General features: G+C 63.5%; 15 protein-coding genes and 1 tRNA gene. 2 read left to right on the plus strand and 14 right to left on the minus strand.

All coding sequences use genetic code 11. From position 1 onward, the window contains the following. Positions 1 to 140 precede the first annotated feature (140 nt). From B1526_RS08960 to B1526_RS09090, 6 genes are all read right to left on the minus strand, one after another. Positions 141 to 932, minus strand: coding sequence for a hypothetical protein (locus B1526_RS08960; RefSeq protein WP_133088422.1), 792 nt, complete (start codon positions 930 to 932; stop codon positions 141 to 143). 30 nt (positions 933 to 962) lie between these two features. Then, entirely contained in the window at positions 963 to 1,118 is a 156-nt protein-coding gene (locus tag B1526_RS09085) for a hypothetical protein (RefSeq protein ID WP_157908684.1), read from the minus strand. A 391-nt stretch (positions 1,119 to 1,509) separates the two neighbouring features. After that, a complete protein-coding gene (locus B1526_RS02995; RefSeq protein WP_095614608.1) occupies positions 1,510 to 1,884 on the minus strand; it encodes a hypothetical protein in 375 nt (124 codons plus the stop codon). A gap of 23 nt (positions 1,885 to 1,907) precedes the next feature. Then, positions 1,908 to 2,288 (minus strand): hypothetical protein, encoded by a 381-nt coding sequence (locus tag B1526_RS03000; protein ID WP_095614609.1) that lies wholly within the window; start codon positions 2,286 to 2,288, stop codon positions 1,908 to 1,910. A gap of 110 nt (positions 2,289 to 2,398) precedes the next feature. Further along, complete coding sequence (locus B1526_RS03005) at positions 2,399 to 3,244, minus strand: hypothetical protein (RefSeq protein WP_157908685.1); 846 nt, start codon at positions 3,242 to 3,244, stop codon at positions 2,399 to 2,401. 100 nt (positions 3,245 to 3,344) lie between these two features. Next, the gene (locus B1526_RS09090; protein WP_157908686.1) at positions 3,345 to 4,079 is read right to left on the minus strand and encodes a hypothetical protein; all 735 of its coding nucleotides are present in this window, start codon (positions 4,077 to 4,079) and stop codon (positions 3,345 to 3,347) included. 234 nt (positions 4,080 to 4,313) lie between these two features. Between B1526_RS09090 and B1526_RS09095 the strand changes: the two genes are divergently transcribed. Beyond that, positions 4,314 to 5,549 carry a WYL domain-containing protein gene (locus B1526_RS09095; protein WP_157908687.1) on the plus strand — a complete coding sequence of 412 codons (1,236 nt, stop codon included), beginning with the start codon at positions 4,314 to 4,316 and terminating at the stop codon, positions 5,547 to 5,549. 111 nt (positions 5,550 to 5,660) lie between these two features. On the opposite strand, the gene B1526_RS03015 is transcribed toward B1526_RS09095, so the two are convergent. From B1526_RS03015 to lysS, 4 genes are all read right to left on the minus strand, one after another. After that, positions 5,661 to 6,401 (minus strand): phosphoglyceromutase, encoded by a 741-nt coding sequence (locus B1526_RS03015; protein WP_095614612.1) that lies wholly within the window; start codon positions 6,399 to 6,401, stop codon positions 5,661 to 5,663. 169 nt (positions 6,402 to 6,570) lie between these two features. After that, positions 6,571 to 7,608 (minus strand): 1,4-dihydroxy-2-naphthoate octaprenyltransferase, encoded by a 1,038-nt coding sequence (gene menA / locus B1526_RS03020; protein ID WP_235607000.1) that lies wholly within the window; start codon positions 7,606 to 7,608, stop codon positions 6,571 to 6,573. A 174-nt stretch (positions 7,609 to 7,782) separates the two neighbouring features. Then, positions 7,783 to 8,778 (minus strand): hypothetical protein, encoded by a 996-nt coding sequence (locus B1526_RS03025; RefSeq protein WP_095614613.1) that lies wholly within the window; start codon positions 8,776 to 8,778, stop codon positions 7,783 to 7,785. 206 nt (positions 8,779 to 8,984) lie between these two features. Next, on the minus strand, positions 8,985 to 10,586 hold the full coding sequence (gene lysS / locus B1526_RS03030; protein ID WP_095614715.1) for a lysine--tRNA ligase: 1,602 nt from the start codon (positions 10,584 to 10,586) through the stop codon (positions 8,985 to 8,987). A 507-nt stretch (positions 10,587 to 11,093) separates the two neighbouring features. On the opposite strand from lysS, the gene B1526_RS03035 reads away from it, so the two are divergent. Next, a tRNA-Pro gene (locus B1526_RS03035) sits at positions 11,094 to 11,170 on the plus strand. Positions 11,171 to 11,569: 399 nt separating this feature from the next. On the opposite strand, the gene B1526_RS03040 is transcribed toward B1526_RS03035, so the two are convergent. The 4 genes from B1526_RS03040 to B1526_RS03055 all read right to left on the minus strand — a co-directional run bounded on the left by B1526_RS03040 (position 11,570) and on the right by B1526_RS03055 (position 16,387). Next, positions 11,570 to 12,469 (minus strand): ABC transporter permease, encoded by a 900-nt coding sequence (locus B1526_RS03040; protein ID WP_095614614.1) that lies wholly within the window; start codon positions 12,467 to 12,469, stop codon positions 11,570 to 11,572. A 4-nt stretch (positions 12,470 to 12,473) separates the two neighbouring features. Beyond that, complete coding sequence (locus B1526_RS03045) at positions 12,474 to 13,307, minus strand: ABC transporter ATP-binding protein (RefSeq protein WP_095614615.1); 834 nt, start codon at positions 13,305 to 13,307, stop codon at positions 12,474 to 12,476. A gap of 251 nt (positions 13,308 to 13,558) precedes the next feature. Continuing rightward, on the minus strand, positions 13,559 to 14,425 hold the full coding sequence (locus tag B1526_RS03050) for a hypothetical protein (protein WP_095614616.1): 867 nt from the start codon (positions 14,423 to 14,425) through the stop codon (positions 13,559 to 13,561). A gap of 36 nt (positions 14,426 to 14,461) precedes the next feature. Beyond that, complete coding sequence (locus B1526_RS03055; protein WP_162287925.1) at positions 14,462 to 16,387, minus strand: PspC domain-containing protein; 1,926 nt, start codon at positions 16,385 to 16,387, stop codon at positions 14,462 to 14,464. Positions 16,388 to 16,510: the final 123 nt, after the last annotated feature.

The following is a 16,510-nucleotide window of genomic DNA, read 5'->3' on the forward strand; positions in this document are numbered from 1 at the left end:
TCTTCTTCTTTTGAAGCATTAATGGTCCTTTCACATAGCATTAATCTGATATGCGATTATCTTGTCACGGCGAAACGAGGAGTGCAGAATATGTCACAACAGCTTCATCCCCACCTATATGACACTCAAGCCACTCCACGTTACCGCTGTACGATAAGCCCCTTCGCCAATGCCCGGCGAATCGCAATCGCACGACCGACAACGTTGAAATAGGTCTCACGGTATGTCGGTGACATGAACATGCGCCACTGGAGCACTGAAGCGTCAGTGACAGGGAACATCACATCGGTCGTGTGCTCGTGGACAATGAAGACACCTTGGACGAGATCTTCGCCATTGCCGATGAAGGTATGATCAATGAAATCATCGAGCGGCCGCCATACATCGTTGACGCACATGACATGGCGTCGTGTATTACGCACAAGTTTGCCATTCTCATAGGCATTGCCCCAATTGATGCGCGGCAGGACACGTCCTGCGGATTCGAGTGCACGCGCATGCGATGGGTCCCATAACTCCCCGGCTGCGGCGGGGATGCGCGGCTCAATGTGGGTGCCATCCGTGCGCCAAGGCAGCAACAACGTACGCCAAGGCCAATCCTGCGCGTCGTCTTTGAGGAACAGCATCGAGGACGGACGGTCAAAGGAGCGTATGCGATGGACGGTAAAGCTGAGCCCGCACGCACCGTCCATGCGGAAGTCGTCAAAAGCTGATTGCAGCATCATGGCATCCACGATCGGCGACATCCAGAATTCGGCGTAATACTCTCCCGGCCGTACTTCGCGAACACCTTCGTAGACAGCATGCGGATGCCCCAAGCTATCAGCGCGATCCATGTGGTCCATCACTCCCCAACTCAACAATTCGCCCGTTGCTTTTCGGCGGCCGAACAGTGGATGATGTCCATCCGCAGCCGTGCGGAGAGACATCATCGCCCTCACCTATCGTCCGCATACCCCAGCTCAGCAGGGCTCGACGATGACGGTGCCCGGTCCGGTGTAGTCACGTCGGATGCGTTCCGCTTCTTCCTTTGATACGCCGGATGCAAGCACCTCATCCTGCTGGAACATGTGCTTGACCTTCACACGGTATCGTTCATCATCGCTGAACCAACCCATTGCTACCTCATTTCCTTGAGTTGCGGGATCTCGCATGCGGGTGCCATTGCTGGCGTTTTCCGCAATCGTCAGATCCGGTGATTATTGACAAGCAATATTCTGGTAGTCGTTTCCAGAACATGCAGAATATTGCATATTCCATGTGAATACAGCCACACGCATCCCCTATCACTCACCATGAGGGGCCACGATGACTTCCCACCGTGGGCCCTGCCCAGCCGAATCCGTCAAACGACGAGCTCACATGTGCGTGCTACGCCCGAATCCACGCGTGCGCGCGCCGACCGCACGCATACTCGCCCCCCCCTATGACCACAGGCCCGCCGGGAGACGCGATGCACTGCGTCCCCTGGCGGGCCTGTGGATGCCAACGATCAATCAGATGGGATGGTCACTCCTCGGACGCCCCATCTGCACGCCGGACAGCCTGCGCGTCACGTTCGACGTTGGCGGCAAGACTGAAATCGATCCATGCGTCGACAAATGCGGCAAGCTTGTCCTCCGGCAACGCAAGCAACGTGACCGCATCACTCTTCGCCGGGGCTTTCATCGCACTGCCCCTCGGCGCGCGGATCGGATCGTTCGGGAACACACCATTCGAGCTTCCGGAAAGATAGACCGTCTTCAATCCCTCACTGTCCTGCGCGAAGTGGAGTCCCTGGCCCTTGCCGTTCGTCATGCGCATCGCAACGACGCGTGGGGCGCATGCCGGATTGGCCGGGCTCGTGCGCGCATCCTTGGGTTCGGTGAGGTCCGCCGCCGCCACCCGTCACGCCGCGTCACCGCACCTCACGCGTGTCCGATGCGGCCGAATCCGCACACGTGCGCGGCGACTGCACGCGCACGTTCCACACCGCCGACCGCATGCGCGACGCCGCCACACACGGCGAGGTGGCGCAGCGTATCGTTGAGGCGGTACGCGTAATGCTCCTTGCACAGGTACGTCCTGTGACGCGCGTCGCACTGCGGGTCCTGGCAGAACGCGACGACGTAGTACCCCGGCGTCTGCGTGCACGCCTCGTCACTCCATTCGCAGACGCGTCCGCCGCCATCGTCGTCATCGTCGATCGGTGGAAGGTCGATGTCGTCGAATGCGTGGTCGTCGACGATCTCCTCGAACGCGACGTTCGTCTCGAACGTCTCCTGTGTCGCCGTCTTGTGCGCCGTCATACCCCGCACCAATGTCGCTGTCCCCATGATTCCTCGCGTCCTTTCGTATCCGTATCCGTCTGTATCCATAGTCGTAGTCGTATTCGTATCCGTATCCGTGTGCGCGGCGCTCACTTCGGTTCGACGAGCGGCGTCGTGCGCCGCGCGAGCGCGTCGAGTTCGCCATGCACGTCCTCGCCACGCAATGCGCGCGCGAGCAGGTTCTCGTCGCGCGCGATCTCCGCGTCGAGGCACATGTCGCGGTAGCGTGCGCGGTGCGCGGTGTCGTCGCTGCCCAGGTCATGCACGTACGCGTCGCCGTTGACGAGCGCATGCTGCCACCGCTCGCGGCGCATCGCGGCACCCGATATGACGGTGAGGCGGTTGACGATGTTCCATCCGTCGTCGTCGAATTTCCATAGCACACACGAATCCTCGGTGAGCGGCACGCATACGCCGCTGTTGGATTCCTCGAGGATGTAGACGCCGATGTCGTCGCCCGCGCCGAAGTCGGGGATGAGGGTGTCGAACGCGGCCCTGTCGAACACGTCGTTGTAGCGCAACTCGTCGGCGTCGTAGACGATGCGGCCGTCGTCGCCACGTTCGCACACGGTGCTCACGTATGGCGTGAACCCCTCGTGCGCGTCGAATTGCCGCGCATCGTACGGATTCCAGAATCCGAGCGTGTCGTAGACGGTGTATTGGCGTGCGCCGGACTGGTTCGTCATCGGGATCGGCGGCTGGTAGCGCTGTTTGCGGCGTCCGTCATCGTCGTAGAGGTCGGGGATGTCGTAGTCCGGTGCGTTGATGACGCGCAACCGCATCGTCCCGCGCGACGTGCGCGCGATCTCGTCGACGATCGCGCGCACGTCGCCGTACGTCATCGTCGGCGACATCGGCACCGTCATGCTCACTCGTGTGCCGTCGGCGTTCGACGTCACGTCGACGCCCGCGTATGTCCTGTTCCCTATCGTCATGGCCATCGTTGTACCTTTCCTTCGCTGTGCACTTGGGTTCGTCCCCAGTGTCGGCCATCGTCAGCGGACAGGAAATATGTTGCGTCAGTGGTCACGTATGTCAGTGTTCGTGTATGTCGGCGCGGCCAAGCGGATGGTGGACGATGTAGTGCGCGTGGCTTATGCAATCGATGCAGTCCTTGCGCACCGCGGCACCGCCCGCGTCCTCGATGCGGTCGGTGCGCCAATCGAGCACCGAACGCGGCGTCACCGGGAACGCGAGCCCTGTACGCAGTTCCTTGACGAGGAAGACCCCCGACGACGGACGATCGTGGAAATATGCGACGATGCGGTCGACGGAGTCCGCATCGAACACACCATTGATATAGTCGATGCTCGATCGCGCACTTGGAGTACCGTCCTCGGTATACGTTGTGCTCGTCTCGATTGCGCTCACAAGACGGCCGTCCCCTTCGATGTCGACCGCACGCCCCGGGAACCACGGTCCCTCGTCGGCGACGAGATAGTAGCCGACGTGGAGTTCGCCATCCTCCGCATACGTCTGTTTCGGGATGAACGCACTTGGATCGTCACGGAAATGGTAGTGGTCGTCGAGCAGGTCGTCGACGGTGAATTGCGGGCATTCGACCGCTTCGTACGTGAACACGGTCGGGGCCGCCGCACTGAACATGTCGAGCGCGTGCTGCAATTGCGCGAGCGTCGTGTCCGCATCGACCCAGAACAGGCCTTCGACGCCGCCGTCGGCATCGGTACATACACCATTGCGCAGGCCTGCGGCGACACGGTACGCTTCCTCTTCGGCGGCAGCCTCATCACTCGCGTACTCCTGTGCCATGTTTCCTCCCGGCGAACCGACCGATACACCACGGCGCGGCATATCGTTCCCCATGATAGACGACGGACGCGCGCGACGTGGCATGTGCCTGCACACAACGCACGCGACACACATGATACTTACTCACAACTTGCGTATGCAATATTTTTCATCATTGATGATAGCGGCGGTAGCGTGGAATGGACGGTACGGATACACGAACGGACCGCGACCACACAACGGATGGATCGCGATATGGAAGGACGGATCGATATGACGGCGCACAAGAAATCGAACGACGGACACAACTATGGGGCATTCGACCTGTGGCTCGTGCTGCTCAAGCACACGGACGCGCACCACGGATTGACGGTCAGGCAGATGCGCGACGAAATCGTGCGCACATTCGAAGACAATCCGGACCACCCGACATTCAAGGAACCCGGAATCCGCACAATCTACAACTACCTTGATTATCTCAAGACACACCGCATCCTCGGCACACAGCCGCGCAGAATAGACGTCAAGGAACTCAAGGCACAGGGCGTCACCGACTACCGTCCCGGCACATACATCACCCCGATCGTCGACAGCGGCGTCGCGACACTCCTCGCGACAATGTTGCGTTCGTCGCGCCTCAACTCGTGCCTCGTCGGCGAAGTCCTCGACATGCTGTGCAACCTCACCGACGACGACGACGCGCTGCCGACGCTCACGAAACGCGAATCCGACGACGTCGCACAGGCGAACGTCTCGATGATGGCGGTCGTGCGCGACCTGACGGAGGCGATCACCGCCGGCCGCGCGGTCACATTCACGTACGAAACGGTCGACATCTTCGGTGAGTTCAGCGACATCGACGAACTCAACACGCACGCGATGACGGCGGCGACGCGGTTCGTCGACCCATACGCGGTCGTCGTCAAGAACGACCGGTTCCATCTCATCGGCCATCTGCACAACACCGGCATGCCGATGGGCGCCGCAGGCAACGATCCGCTGATGGGATTGCACTGCTACGAACTCGACCATGTGCGCGACGTGCGCATCAAGGACGACGCGATCCGCATCCCGATGGACGCTTGGGACATCAACGGCGCATCGCGCGACGACACGGGACTCGCACCCTTCGATCCGATCACGTTCATCAACGAACGCACCCATATGGTCATGGGAGCGGCGCATACGCTGCGGTTGCGCGTCGACGGCGCGATGCTCGGGCGGCTGCGCGACGACTACGGACATGTGATCAAGCGCGTCAAACCGGCGACCGACTCGTCCGATTCACGCACATGGCATATCGTGACGCTGAGCGCAGCCGAGGAGGACATGCGCATGTGGCTCCTCGAACACGCGGCGTCCTACGGCGCGTTCGCGATCTGGCCGGAGCCGTTCGTCAGGGAGATGGCCGAGGTGACGTGCGCACATGCGAGGACATACACGGAACTGACGCGCTACTACGATACGCGCACGGCGTGCGTGGCGCGCTGAACGCGTTTCCCCTCCAATGACGATGTGGCCGGTTCCATCAGCTGATGGAACCGGCCACATCGTCATCGTTGATCAGGATTGATCAGCGCGGCACGACGTCCAGTGCGGGAATCACTTCTGACCCTGCGCGGCGACGGCGGCGGCTCCGGCGGCGGCGGCTTCGGGATCGAGGTACTCGCCGCCCTTCTTGATCGGCTTGAAGTTCTCGTCGAGCTCGTAGACGAGCGGGATCGCGGTCGGGATGTTGACCTTCGCGATCTCCTCTTCGGTCAGACCGTCGAGCATCTTGACGATCGCGCGCAGCGAATTGCCGTGGGCGGCGATGAGCACGGTCTTGCCGCTCGTGAGCTCCGGGATGATCTCGGCTTCCCAATACGGCTCGACGCGGGCGACGACGTCGGCGAGGCACTCGGCTTCCGGAACCGGATCGCCGGCGTAGCGCGGGTCGTTGTTCTGCGCGTACTGGTCGTTCGGGTCGATCTCAGGCGGCGGGGTGCCATAGGAGCGGCGCCACAGCATGAACTTCTCGTCGCCGTACTCCTCGCGGATCTCGGTCTTGTTCTTGCCCTGGAGCGCACCGTAGTGACGCTCGTTGAGACGCCAGTCACGCTTGACCGGAATCCACAGGCGGTCGGCCTCGTCGAGCGCGATGTTCGCCGTGTTGATCGCGCGGCGCAGCAGCGACGTGAAGACGATGTCCGGGAGGACACCCTTCTCCTTCATGAGCTTGCCACCGTTCTTGGCTTCCTCGCGGCCCTTGTCGGTCAGCGGGACGTCAACCCAGCCGGTGAACTGATTTGTCTTGTTCCATTCGCTCTGACCATGTCGGAGCAGTACCAATTTATATGTCATACGTTTCAGTCTAGCGGTGCGTGCTGCCAAAATTCCGTGCGCACGCGGCGCAGGTGTCGCGTCGGTGCGCGCGCTCACATCGTCAGGACGACGGTCGCACCACGGAACTGTATGTTTCACACAGTGTTCCACGATATCGTCGATTGTATCGTCGATATCGTCGAGGCACTCACCACATCAATGCGAATCCGTTGAACGTGAGCGCGGCCGCGAGCGCGAGCAGCCCAAGCGAACGCATCGCGCGCATATAGTGGCGTTTGATGATGTCAAGGGACGCGAACCATCCGGTGAGCGCGACGCACACCGCGCCGAGGATGCCGAAGAACACGTAGAGGACCGACAAATGCGGCAGCCGCTCCCCGGTGATGCTCGTCGCGGCCCATGCGGCGAGCGCGGCGATGGCGACGGCCGCGATGAGCGCGACCGTGCACACGGTGCACCAAGTACGCCCGAGACGTACGGCCCATGTGCGTTTGCCGGCGGCGCGGTCCTCATCGATGTCCCGCAGGTTGTTCGTGCTCAATACGCTCACGGCGACGAAGCCGATCGCGATGGCGCCGACCCATGCGGCCGCGTCCACGGCGCCCGCGACCGCGAACGTCGTGCCGAGTGTCGCGACAAGCCCGAAGAACACGAAGACGGCGAGTTCCCCGAATCCACGGTATCCGTAAGGATGGCGGCCGCCCACATACGACCATCCGGCCACGAGGCACGCGAGGCCTACGAGGGCGAACCACCAGTAGCCGGTCACGATGATGACGCCGACGCCGCATGCACATGCGAGCGCCGCATTGACGACAGCCGCCGCGAGCACATGCTTCGGCGGCACGCCTGATGCGACGAGGCGCGCTGGGGGCACTTCGATCCGGTCGATCGGTGTCTCAAGGTCGTCGAGGTGCGCGTTGATCACACGCGCGTCGCGGTGCGCGTCGGTGCCGCGCATGCCATCGGAGTAATCGTTGATGAAGTTCGCGGCGATCTGCAGCAGCACCGCGACGAGCAGACACAATACGATGACGGTCGCCGTGCGCGCGGTATCCGGCACACACGACGTACCACCGTGGAACATCGTGCACGACGGCGCCGCGGATGCGGCGGCGCGGTCGCGCACGACGCCGACGCCCGCCGCCGCGCCGATCCATACGGGTGCGACGCCAAGCGGAAGCGTACGCAGACGCATACCGGAAATGTATTGTTCGATCGTCACGGGTTGCCTTGTCCTGTCCGCTCGATGTGCTCAATCAATGCACATATGATAGCGAAGGCATCGACTATATCGTCGGTCGTGCGAACATACGCACCTATGCGAAGGCCTCCGCGCGTGACGGAGGCCTTCGTGGAGGTACCGGCATCGGTGACGACGACGCGTCACCGGGACGGATCAGATGAGCGGATTGCCCGGCGTCGGCGGCTCGTTCGGCGCGGCGTGCTGGCCGCGCGGGGCCGCATACGGCGGGAGTGGGCTCTCGGCGGCGTTCGGGGCGGCGGCGTTCGGGGCGGCGGCGGCGTTCGGGGCGGCAGAGGCTGCCGGAGCGGCGGACGGCGCGACCGGGAACTGTCCGGTCGGCGCGGGCTGGGCCGGCGCAGGGGTCGCCTGCTGCGGCCGGTTCGGCACACCGAACTGCCAATTGCTCGTGTCGGTCGTGCCGACGGGCTGCTGCGGCGGGACGCCGGACTGCCAACCGTTGTTGACATAGGCGTTCGTTGGCGCCGGATAGGCGGTCGGCGCCGGCTGTGCAGGGCGCGCGGTGCCGTTGAGGAGCTTCGTCTGCTGCGATTCGAGCCACATCGCAATGATCGTGCCGGCAAGCATGAAGATAGCGGCGAAGAGCATCAGATAGAAGCCGACGTGGTAATGCAATCCCCCGTATGTTTTTAAGCCGCCCCATGCGAGATTGTCGATGAAGAGCAACACATAGACGATTGCGAGCGTGAGCGGGACGGCCTTGTTGTTGATGAACGCGAGGCCTGCAATCGCAACGGTGAGCACGAGGAACTGCCAACCGAAGAAGACACCGCCGGAATCCGACGCGATGAGCGCCACAGTTTCTCCCGAGTAGGAGAAGAACGGCACGAACACGGCGATGACGCCAAGAAGCGCACCGAAGAACGTGATGAAGTCGGCATAGATGATATGCAGGTTGCCAAGCTGGATGCGCGTCGCGAGCGTCTTCATGAAGTCGCCGCCGTTCGCCGCACCCTGCGGACGCGGCGCGCCCTGAGGCGGCATATACGGGGCACCCGGCACCTGCTGCGGCTGTGCGACCTGCGGCGGACGCTGCGGCTGTGGCGGTGTGAACGACCCCCGCGCTGACGGCTGCGCCATCGGGGCGCCCTGAGGCGGCATCGGCGCGCCCGGCTGCTGATTCGGGTCCATGAGTCCTCTTCTTCCTATCCGTAGATTGGTTACGGTGTTCACTTTACATGAGGTGTCCAATTATGCCGCCATTCCACCCCACCGCGAAACGATTGAGGACGGCAATACAACGACGAACGCGGTCGCGCGGCGGGTGGAACACCTCGCCGCGCGACCGCGTCGGACGATCGGACAACCGTCACCGACAACGGTCGGCGGAATGACGGTCAGCTGTTGAGTGGTTTGACGAGCGGGAACGTGATCGTCTCGCGGATCGTCGCGCCGGTGAGCGCGATGAGCAGACGGTCGATGCCCATGCCCATGCCACCCGCGGGCGGCATGCCGACGCCGAGCGCCTCAAGGAAGTCCTCGTCGATGTCACACGCCTCCTCGTCGCCCGCCAACGCGTCCTTCGCCTGCGCGACGAAGCGTTCGCGCTGCACGATCGGGTCGTTGAGTTCGGAGTAGCCGGTCGCGAGTTCGAAGCCGCGCACGTAGAGGTCCCATTTCTCGACGACGCCGGGCTTGCTGCGGTGCGCCTTGACGAGCGGCGACGTCTCGACGGGGAAATCACGGACGAACGTCGGCTCGTAGAGTTTGTCCTCGTAGAAGTGTTCCCAGAGGTGTTCGACGAGTTTGCCGTGGTTCTCGACGTCGTCGCGTTCGACGCCGAGTTTGTCGGCTATGCTGCCGAGTTCTTCGACGGACGTGTCCGGGGTGATCTCCTTGCCGAGCGCTTCGGAGAGCGAATCGTACATGCTCATCTGCTTCCATTCGCCACCGAAGTCGTATTCGGTGCCGTCGAGGAGCGTGACCTTCGTCGAACCGAAGACGTCGATCGCGGTCTTCTGGACGAGTTCCTTGACGAGTGCCGCGATCGTGTCGTAGTTGCCGTACGCCTCGTAGGCTTCGACCATCGTGAACTCGGGTGCGTGCGTCGCGTCGACGCCTTCGTTGCGGAAGTCGCGGTTGATTTCGAACACGCGGTCGATGCCGCCGACAAGGCAGCGCTTGAGGAAGAGTTCCGGCGCGATGCGCAGATAGAGGTCGAGGTCGAACGCGTTCATATGCGTCGTGAACGGGCGTGCGGCAGCGCCGCCGTGGATCGTCTGGAGCATCGGCGTCTCGACTTCGAGGAAGTCGTGTTCCTCGAACGTGTGGCGCAGCGACGAGACGGCCTTCGAACGGTTGCGCACCATGTTGCGGATCTTCTCGTCCGCGATCATGCCGATGTACGGCTTGCGCGTGCGCGTGTCCTCGTTGAGCTCCTTGTGCAATGTCGGCAGCGGCTGGAGCGCCTTCGACGCGATCGCCCATTCGTCGGCGAACACGGACAGTTCGCCGGTCTTCGACGCGATCACACGGCCTTTGACGAACAGGTGGTCGCCAAGGTCGACGAGCTGCTTGAAGAGCTTGAGCGAATCGGCGCCGATCTGCTTCTTCGAAAGCATCGCCTGGATCGTCGTGCCGTCGCCCGCCGCGAGCTGCACGAAGCACAGGCCGCCGGCGTTGCGGATGAACAGGACACGGCCCGCGATGCCGACCGTGTCGCCCGTCTCCGCGCCCGGCTCAAGCTTGCCGTCCCATTTCGCGCGCACCGCCTCGATCGTGTCCGTCACATCAAGCGAGACCGGATACGGGTTGAGGCCGTCCTTGAGCATCATCGCGCGTTTCGCGACGCGCATCTGCACCTGCTCCGGGTGCGCGAGCGGCCCGAACTCTTTGTTCGACGGATCGACGGCCTCGTCAAGCGTCGCACCCTCGTCGATGCGGCGTGCGATCGTCTCATCCTGCTTGAGCAGCAGTTCGGCACGTTCGACGGTGCTCATCGACGGCGCGGCGACCTCCTCGTCCTTGACGACGACGGTCTCGTCGACAGGCGCATCGGTGGTCGGTTCGTTCTCGGTATTCACGTTGTGTTCGCTCATGTCCTCGTTCTCGTTCTTCGTGTGCTTCGCGGCGTCGGTGCGCATGTGCGCGGCATGCGCTGGATGTCGGGGGTTCGAGTACCCCATCGCCCAATCGTGCGTATGCGTGCGGGCGCCGCGGCGTGGACTTGGTATAGCGCACCAGTGTAGCCACCCGCCACTACCTATAGATAGATACTGTTGCTGGATACTACCCAAGATACCTGTTCACGATACATGTGCGATTCCTTGTGCCACCTCATGGTGTCCCCTGTATCCACCGCCGCACGTCGTCGTACATCATCGCACCACTGCACCGCACACTTACGTACGTACGGCGTCGGCACCGCTGCACAACATCTGCGACACGCCGAAGTTGCAATTCCTTCACAGATGCGTAAACTGTCATCTGTTGCCGAAATGCAACATCGGGCTGTGGCGCAGCTTGGTAGCGCGCTTCGTTCGGGACGAAGAGGCCGCGAGTTCAAATCTCGCCAGCCCGACCACGAAACCTCACCTCCGGGTGAGGTTTTTTGTTTCCGCACCCCGGTACGCTTACGCAGCCGTCAGCGTACCGCGCCACGGAATAGCACGCAGACCGGTACACAACTCCACCGTTCCGTCCCGTTTGGCAGCCACCACCTACCAACACACCCGCAAACGGGGCCGTTGCCGTCCCGTTCCACAGTTCCGACCAACCAACCCACCCATTCCGTCCCGTTTGGCAGACGCCACCTACCAACCCACCCGCAAACGGGGCCGTTTCCGTCCCGTTCCACAGTCCCGACCAACCAACCCACCCGTTCCGTCCCGCTTGGCAGACGCCATCTGCCAACCCACCCGCACACAGGGCCATTTCCGTCCCGTTCCACAGTTCCGACCTGCCAACCCACCCGCACACGCCGCTACCGCGCCGACATACGCCGGTCGTCGGCGGCCGCACGCTTGAGTTCGGCCGCGCTTTCGTCGGGATGGACGTCCTTGCGCAACCGGATGAGGTCCTTGAGGCTCAGTTGTTTCGCCGGTTCCGGCACGAAATACCGGTCATACGAGATGAAACAACGTTTGTAGATGAGCGCGATGATGATCGAATCCGCGACGAGCGTAAGCGCCGCGACGGCCGCGAGGATGACGAACTGGTATTTCGCCGCGCTCACGGGACTCTTCCCCGCGATGATCTGCCCGGACATCATGCCGGGGATCGTCACGATGCCGCTCGACGCGAGCATCGCGACCGACGGAAGCAGCCCGAGGCGTATCGACGAGATCATCGACGGTTTCGCCGCCTCCCATTTCGTCGCGCCGAGCGCAAGCAACGTGTTCACTTCCGCGTACCGTTCGCGCATCGATTCGAAGAACCTGCTCAGGCCAAGCGCGAGCGCGCTCACGGTGTTGCCGAGGAGCATGCCGGTGAGGGGCACGACGAGCTGCGGCGCATACCACGGTTTCGGACGCACGATGAGTTCCGCGACGATCGCGAGCATGAGCAGCATCGTGACGACGAGCGCGAGCAGTACGATGCCGACGAGGCCTTTCGGCGCACCCGTCGCGCGTCCCATCGTGATCTGCACCGCGGCGAGCAGCATGAGCGCGATGAGTCCGATGACGAGCCACACATTGTCCTGACGGATCACGTACTGCAGGATGAAGCCCATCGCGAGCAGCTGCACGAGCGAACGCGCGGTCGCCCATACGAGCGATGTCGCGACGCCTGTTTTCATCAACGCCGAGATGCCCGCCGCGATGAGGACCATGACGACGGCCGCGACGAGTCCCCAGATATCGATATCGAAATATCCGTTCATCCGTTCACCGTTCCTTCCGAAGAGCACTGTCCGCACCGTCAGCGCCATCCACTGACGCGGCAGCCGCCACGTCGTCGCCGCCGAAGTCGTCGTCGCGCGCCGCAGCCGCGACCTGCGCGGCCGTCGGCAGCGGCACATCGCGCAATACGCCGTCCTTGAGCACGACCATGCGCGTCGCACGTCCGTCGGGCGCACGGTGCCGTATGCGCACGACGGCGGTCCCGTTGTCCGCCGCCTTCTTGAGCAGATCGGCGACTTTGTCGGCGTTCTCCTCGTCGAGTCCCGCGTCGACTTCGTCGGCGAGCAATACGCGCGGTTTCGTCAGCAATGTCCGCGCAAGGCTCACGCGCGCCGCCTGCCCCCCGGACAGGTCGCGCGGCGCGCGGTCGAGGTCGATGTCCGCGCAACCCATGTCGTCGAGCGTCGCGCGGATGTGCGCGTCGGTGAGCAGATCCTTTGGTTCGTGCGCACGTTCGCTGTGCCGTACTTTGAGCGTCCATGGCAGCCGGATCGCGTCGGCGACCGTGTCCCCGATGAGCGTCGGCGTCTGCGGGAGGTAGGCGACGACGCTGCGCCACATCTGCGGTGTGAACGTGTCCGAATCCCTGCCGTCGAGCGCGAATGTGCCGCTTGTGTGCACGTTGAGCCGCGCGAATGCGGTCAGCAATGTCGATTTGCCCGATCCGGACGGTCCCGTCACGTCGACGACCTCACCGCCGTCCACATCGAATGAGAGTCCGCGGAACACCGTCGTCTCGCCGCCGCCGCGCCGCGGCATGACGGCGGTCACCGTGCGCGCCGTGAACAGATGCCGTCCTGTGTCCTTCGCCGTGTCCATGACCGTTCCTTCCGTGGTGCGATTGCCGCGCCGTTCGCGTCCCCGTGCCACGTGTGCCACTGTAGCAAGCGGAACGCCGTCCCCATCGCTTCGCTGCGAGCGTGGCGCGGCGAAGCGGTGGGGACGGCGTCCGTGTGAGTCGGCCGCGGTCACGATATGGGTAACTGGAAAAGCGAGGTGCCCGCGGCGTCCTGGTTGAGTGGTGTGTCCCTATCGTCTCCTTTCGTCACCATGAGGTCGGTTGAAGTCGTTCACGGTTGTGGGGGCGCCGTGTCGCGTCGGCGGTTGCGCACGTGTGCGACGACGCCCCACACGATCGCGACGACGGACAGCAGCACACCGAGTCCCATGAGGATCCAGTTGATCGTCTCCCGCCAATCGACGAACTGCAATGTGTTCGTGTTCATACAGGCGGCGATGACGATCGTGATCACGCCGACGAGTGTGACGATGCTGCCGAAGACGATCGTCGCCGCGCTCGGTCCGCTTGGACGGACGGGATCCTTCGGTACGATGTCCGGCTGCGGCGCGCTGTACATCGGCACGCCGTCCGCGGGCGGCGTCGGCGGCACGTCCGCGGACGCCGTGTAGGCGGCCGCATCGTCCACGGCGGTCCGCGTATCCGCATCCTGCGCCGCGCTGTCCATCGTTTCGCCGTCGCCCGTCGCATCGTCATCGACGACCGTGTTCGCTTCGGCGACTGTGTCCCCATCAGTGACCGTTTCGGTAACGTCGTCCGCCGCGTCCGACGACCACGACCATCCGGAGAGCGGCTGCGTCGCGTCGTCGCTCACCGGCAACGCCGAAGTCGGCGTGTCGTCGGCGACGTCGACCTGTTCGATCACGATGGTCGTGTCGTCGGCAGCGCGCGTCTGCGCAGGCATCACACGCGTCTGCGCAGGCATCTCGCGCGTGTCCCCGTCGTCGGGGATGGCGTTCGCGTCGTCGTCGAAGTCCGCGAACCGTTCACTCAACGGCACATCGAGCTCCGTCGTCTGCGCGGTGTGTTCGAGCACTGTATCTTCGACCTGTGTCGTTTCGTCGATCGGTGTCGTTTCGTCGACCTGTGCGATGACTTCGGTGTCGTCATCGTGGGTGCGGTCTGTTGCGTTGTTCATGTCGGTATCCATTTCTTGAGTCCGTTCGGTGTTCGCTCAGCGCTGCGACGCGTACCGTACGCTCACGCCGCCCGAGATGAGCACGTTCGGCTCGAGGATGAGTTCGGCTTCCTTCGGCGCTTTGTCCGCGCTCACCGCGCACGGCCAGTATTTGTCGTGTTCGATGAGTCGCTTCATCTGCGCGTTCGCGTCGGACGCGAGATCGACGTGGCCGCCCTGGACGCTCAGGCCCGTGCACAGGTCCGCCATCTTGCGCGACGTGAAGTACATGTCATCGGTCGCGACCCATGTGTCGTCGTTCGTGTCTTCGTCGTCGGCGTCTTCATCGTTCGTGTCTTCGTCGGTGTCTTCATCGTCGATGTCGTCGTCGGTGCCGCCGACTTCGACTTCGATACCGGGGATCCGCACGTGCGAGTAGCCGACGATGTCGTCGTTGTCCCATCCGACGATGTCGATGTCGGCGAAGCGGCTGCCGCGTGACATGATCGTGTACGGACCGCCGATCGAATCGGTGTGGTAGTTCGCGCCGCCGCTTTCGATCTTCCACGAGCATCCGTCGGGGATCGTCACGACGACGCGCGCGTTCGTGACCGTCATCGGGATGCGTCCCGTCGGGCAGGTGCTCGTGCCCGGATGCCCGTCGTTGAGCCACACCGTGTGCTTCTTCGTCTCGGACAGGTTGACGCTGAGCTGGTTGTGGCGGTAGCTGTTGCCGGTCACGGCGATGCCGCGTTCGAGTTTGCGCAGGTCGTCGGCGGACGACGTCAGTTCGACGTTGCCGCCCGCGAGGCTTATCGGCGTGTAATCGTGGTCGATGCTGTGCTTGTAGACGTTCACGGCGGTCCATGCGCCGCCGACGACCATCATGCAGCACGCGACGAACATCGCGATCCATGCGAACGGATGCAGGCCGCCCGTACGGCGTCCGGAGCAGCCGAGGACGATGATGATGACGCCGATCACGGCGCAGACGACGCCCGCGTAGAGGACGCCCGGCTGGAGCGAGCTCGCGAACGACAGGCCGCGCACGGCGAACGAGCAGATCGACATCGACGCGATGATGAGCCCGAGGACGAGCAGGACGAGCGCCGGTCCCGCAGGCTTGCGGCGTGCGGTCTTCAACCGGTCAGGGCGCGGTGCGGGCGCCGGGGCCGTGTAGGTCGGCACGGCGGCCGCCGGCGCTGGCGTGGACGGCTGCACCGGCCGCTGTGGCGCGGACGGCTGCGGAGCCGCCGCGGCGTACGCCGGCGCTGTATCGACGGGTTCGCCGCCGCTCATATACATGTCGGCCGGAAAGGGATGGCCATTCTGCGGCGATGTGGATGGGGCTGATGGGGCTGGCGTTGGTGCGGGTCCGTTCGCCGGCATCGCGCCGCCATAGGGCATGTTCGCCGGAGGCGTCATCGGCGCGGAGCCCGGGCCCGGCATTGGGCCGCCCGGTGCGCCGGCCTGTGCGGCGAAGCGCCTGCGGCCGTTGTCGACGAGCAGGAAGAACGCGAGCGCGGCGAAGAGGAACGCGCCGACGTTGACGCTCCACGACCCCCACCAGAAGAAGCCGAAGCCGCTGAATCCGCCGATGAGGATGCAGAGGATGACGCCGACGAACGACCAGTCCCAGTGTCCGTCGATCGCCTCCTCAAGGAGGATCCTGTGGTCGAACTCGTCGGGAAGCAGCAGCCAGCTGATGCCGTAGAGCACGGCGCCGAAACCGCCGCAGAAGAACGCGACGACCATGAGGACACGGACAAGTGTCACGTTCCAGCCGAGTTCGCGTGCGATCGCCCCGCAAACACCGGCGATGACGCGGTTGTTCGTGCGTTCGACGCGGCTTTCGCGGATCCAACGGAAGAAGCTCGCCTCCGGCCTCATGCCGGTCGGTTGCGGCTGGGCGTTCGGTGCCTGATATCCCTGTGCGCCGTCTTGCCCCTGCGGCGACTGCGGGTTGTACTGTGTGTTGCTCATGGCTCCATTACAGCAGGCCGTCCGCGGGAAACACCTCAGGGGACACCCTGAAAAACCCCTGATTCTTGTCGTCAGGGCTCGGTTTTCTCCCCGAAGGGCGGCACAATGGTAGGCATGCAGAAC

The organism is Bifidobacterium criceti (assembly GCF_002286935.1).
GTDB lineage: Bacteria > Actinomycetota > Actinomycetes > Actinomycetales > Bifidobacteriaceae > Bifidobacterium > Bifidobacterium criceti.